This is a genomic window from Phyllobacterium sp. P5_D12 (genome assembly GCF_054049495.1).
Genome location: NZ_JBFUMG010000412.1, coordinates 1 through 4,018, shown reverse-complemented (window position 1 = coordinate 4,018; position 4,018 = coordinate 1). Strand labels below are relative to the sequence as shown.

Here is a 4,018-nt window from a genome sequence, read left to right as displayed (position 1 = left end):
GCCCGTGTCCTTGGAAATGAGCAAGGCATTGTCGGCTGCAAAGACTGGCACGCCAAATGCCGAAAGCGCGAAGGCTGCAGCGCCCGCGAGCATTAATAGGCGGCGTTGTAAATTCATGATTTCCTCCTCCAATTTCCCCACAGGCTGACCAACCGGCTCCTCCACTGGATAGTCGGCAGCTTGAATTTTATGACTGAATTTTCAGGGCGGTCTCGCTCAATGCGAATATTTACCTGCCAGTCTTCCTGACTGTACACGCGACCGGCGGCAGCTTGAACATCAAAAAGCTGCGAGCTCTCCCATGAAAAAACTCTTGGATAGAGAGAGTGTGTTGATCTACGCCAGCTAAAAAGCGGACTGGTGGCAACGCCGGCGTGAGCAACGGGAAACACGGTAGGAACTGGCATGAGCAATCTGCGTTTGACGATGGGCTGTTGGGATTACGATCGTACACGCAGTGTGATGGACGGGTCGATCCGTCCCGATGGTATCGATCTGACTTGCCTTAGCCTGCCCGTCGAAGAGACCTTCTTTCGCATGCTCCGTTACAAGGAGTTTGATGTCGCAGAGATGTCACTATCTTCCTACGTGGTTTCGCTGTTCAAGGAAGAGCGGCCGTTCATTGCCATCCCATTCTTTCCGTCGCGCTTTTTCCGGCACTCTTCGATCTACGTCAACGCCAATTCCGGTATTCGCGAGCCGAAGGATCTCATCGGGAAGCGGGTTGGCTGTCCTGAATATCAGATGACCGCGCCAGCCTGGATACGAGGCATACTCTCTGACGAGTTTGGTGTACCTGTGGATAGTGTCACCTATCGGACGGGTGGTGAAGAGTCGCCCAATCGCAGCGAAAAGCTGAAACTTTCGCTGCCGGATAATATCAAGGTCGAACCAATCGGCCCAGGACAGACTCTTGCGGCCATGCTGCGAGACGGTGAGATCGATGCGCTTTATACCGCTCGAAAGCCCTCAACCTACGAGGGGAAAAACGGTACTGTGAAGCGTCTCTTCGACAATTATGTCAGTGTCGAACGCGAGTACTTTTCCCGTACCGGAATTTTCCCGATCATGCACACCTTTGTGATCAGACGTGAGGTATATGAAAAGAACCGCTGGGTTGCCCAATCCATCTTCAAGGCGCTCAATGCATCTCAGCAAAAAACCTATCGCGATCTCCAGGAAACGGCGGCTCTAAAGACAATGTTACCTTGGGCCGTTGCTCACTACGAAGAGACCGAGAGCGAGATGGGTGCAGATTTCTGGCCCAATGGCTTCGAAAAGAACAAGAAGACCTTGGACGTCTTCCTCAGATATTCATACGAACAGGGCCTTTCGCGCCGTCAATTAAAGGCAGAGGAATTGTTCGCGCCTGAAACGCTCGAGGCTTTCGTGATTTGATCTAAACCGTAAAAAGACGAGTCGTGCCAAGCGACCGCATAGGGAGGAACCAATGGCAGTAACGACACCGGACGGTAGCACCGTACATACCTCGCTTGGCCAAGGCTGGGGCCGTTCATTCGACATGAAATGGGTAATCATCGGATTATGCATTGTTGTCGTTGCCTGGCTTGCGCTCATTCCACTTGGTTTCTTGATCTGGCAGAGTTTCGCGTCGACGTCGACTGCGCAGGTTCCCGCGGTATTTACGCTAGAAAATTACGCCACGGCATTCGGCACCACCGATTCACTCGGGCTTATGTTCAACTCTTTAAAATTCGCGTTCGGGACGGCTGCATTCGCGTTGGTGCTCGGAACATTTTTTGCCTGGGTCAACGAGCGTACCAACACGCCCTTCAAATCCTTGTTCTTCGCAATGTCGATCGTTCCACTGATCATTCCCGGCATTCTTTTCACCRTTTCCTGGATCATGCTGGCAAGCCCGCAGATCGGTATTTTCAACCAGATATTCAGGGATTGGTTCGGCCTGACGACACCGCTGTTCAACATCTATTCGCTTACGGGCATGATATGGGTGGATGGCCTGCATTATGCGCCGATCGCCTTTCTGCTGGTCACGGCAGCGTTTCGATCGATGGATCCTTCACTTGAAGAGTCCGCCTTGATGAGCGGCGCTTCCGTCGTACAAGTGGCTTTCAAGATCACGCTCAAACTCGCATGGCCGGCAATTCTTGCCGCGTTTCTCATTCTATTCGTCAGGGGCATCGAGTCGTTCGAAGTGCCCGCACTGCTTGGTTTGCCTGTCGGGCTGCGCGTTTATACCTCTGCGATCTATGACGCAGTCCATAGCTATCCAAGCGACATCGGTCTTGCTTCCGCGTATGCGATGGCGCTGTTGTTGATCACGTCGCTGGGCATCTATTATCAATCGCGACTGTCCAGCCAGGGTTCGAGGTTTTCGACCGTGACCGGCAAGGGGTTTCGGCCTCGCGTGTCGGATATTGGCCGCTGGCGTTACGTTACAGCCGGCATTTTTATCCTCTACTGCATCTTTGTGGTTGCTCTGCCATTTCTGGTGCTTTTCTGGGCCTCGCTGCAAAAATACTATGCGGCGCCGTCATGGGCGGCGTTGCACAACCTTTCCTTCGCCGCCTATGGCAAGGTGCTGGCATATCCTGGCTTCTACGGTGTCGTGTGGAACAGCGCGAAGCTCGCCATCGGCGGTGCTACGGTTGTGATGCTTTTAACCTCGGTCATTTGCTGGATCACCATCAAGACAAAGATCCCTGGCCGCTGGGTACTCGACATGCTGGCGTCCCTGCCGCTGGTGTTTCCCGGCATCGTCCTCGGCCTTTCGCTCATGATCTTTTATCTTAACTTCGACATCGGCATCTATGGCACGTTATGGATCATGCTGATGGCTTACGTGATCAAGTTCCTTCCTTATGGCATGCGCTACAACAGCACCTCAATGATCCAGATTCATAAGGAACTGGAAGAATCTGCGGCCATGAGCGGTGCCTCCTGGTTTACGATCTTCCGGCGGATCGTTCTACCGCTGTTGAAGCCGGGCCTGATGGCGGGCTGGATCTATATTATTGTCGTGTCGGTACGCGAATTATCCAGCTCGATCCTGCTCTACAGCCCAGGCAATGAGGTCATCTCGATCATGATCTGGGAGTTCTGGCAGAACGGCCAATACATCGAGCTGTCGGCCTTCGGCGTCATGATGATTACCGCGCTTTTTTGCTTCCTGATGGTCGTGCAAACACTGTCGAAACGCTTCGGCGTCAAGGACGCTTGATATAATTGGGAGGAAACCATGTTATCAGTTGAAAATCTCAGCACGACCTATCAGGCGCCGGGCGCCAAGCCCGTGCTTGCTGCCAGTAATATAAACTTCTCTGTTCCAACCGGGCGGCTCTTTACTCTGCTTGGACCGAGCGGTTGCGGCAAGACAACGACCTTGCGGTCAATTGCGGGGCTGGAGCGTCCTTCAAAGGGTGTGATCAAGGCGCATGATACGGTGGTCTATTCTTCGGCGGGCAATATCTTCGTAGCACCGAACCATCGGCAATTCGGCATGGTCTTCCAATCCTATGCCATCTGGCCGCATATGACGGTCTTCCAGAATGCGGCCTTTCCGTTGCAGGTGCAAAGAAAGCGACTATCGACCAAGGATATCCGCGACAAGGTCATGAAAGTATTGGCCGCGGTCTCTCTCGATCATGTCGAGGAGCGGGAGGCAACACGATTGTCCGGTGGCCAGCAGCAGCGACTTGCATTGGCTCGCGCACTGGTCATGGAACCAAGATTGCTGCTGCTCGATGAGCCACTGTCAAATCTCGACGCCAAGCTACGTGACAAGATGCGGTTCGAGCTGAAAAAGATGCAGCGCGAGCTTGGCCTAACCACGATCTACGTAACACATGATCAGAGCGAAGCGTTGGCGCTTTCCCACGAAGTCGCTGTCATGAATGAAGGCAAGATTGTCCAGGTTGGATCGCCGCGCGATATTTACGAGCGCCCTGCAAATACTTTTGTCGCCGATTTCATTGGTACCACCAATTTTGTCGAGGGTATTGTACGTGGCGGGACGGACGATAGGCTGGTCGTAGAC

The 4,018-nt window shown here is 53.3% G+C and carries 3 protein-coding genes; all 3 read left to right on the top strand.

The window, feature by feature from the left end; translation table 11 throughout:
• Positions 1-405: 405 nt before the first annotated feature.
• On the top strand, positions 406-1,398 hold the full coding sequence (locus ACXJ5O_RS20645; RefSeq protein ID WP_112531366.1) for a type 2 periplasmic-binding domain-containing protein: 993 nt from the start codon (positions 406-408) through the stop codon (positions 1,396-1,398).
• A gap of 52 nt (positions 1,399-1,450) precedes the next feature.
• Positions 1,451-3,202, top strand: a complete 1,752-nt coding sequence (locus tag ACXJ5O_RS20640; protein WP_457301528.1) for an ABC transporter permease — start codon at positions 1,451-1,453, stop codon at positions 3,200-3,202.
• 18 nt (positions 3,203-3,220) lie between these two features.
• A partial coding sequence (locus tag ACXJ5O_RS20635) for an ABC transporter ATP-binding protein (RefSeq protein WP_457301527.1) occupies positions 3,221-4,018 on the top strand: 798 nt, incomplete at its 3' end.

What these genes read in the sequence shown, in the direction of transcription:
- ACXJ5O_RS20645 (WP_112531366.1), top strand. Translation starts at nt 406, where the DNA reads ATGAGCAATCTGCGTTTGACGATGGGCTGTTGGGATTACGATCGTACA.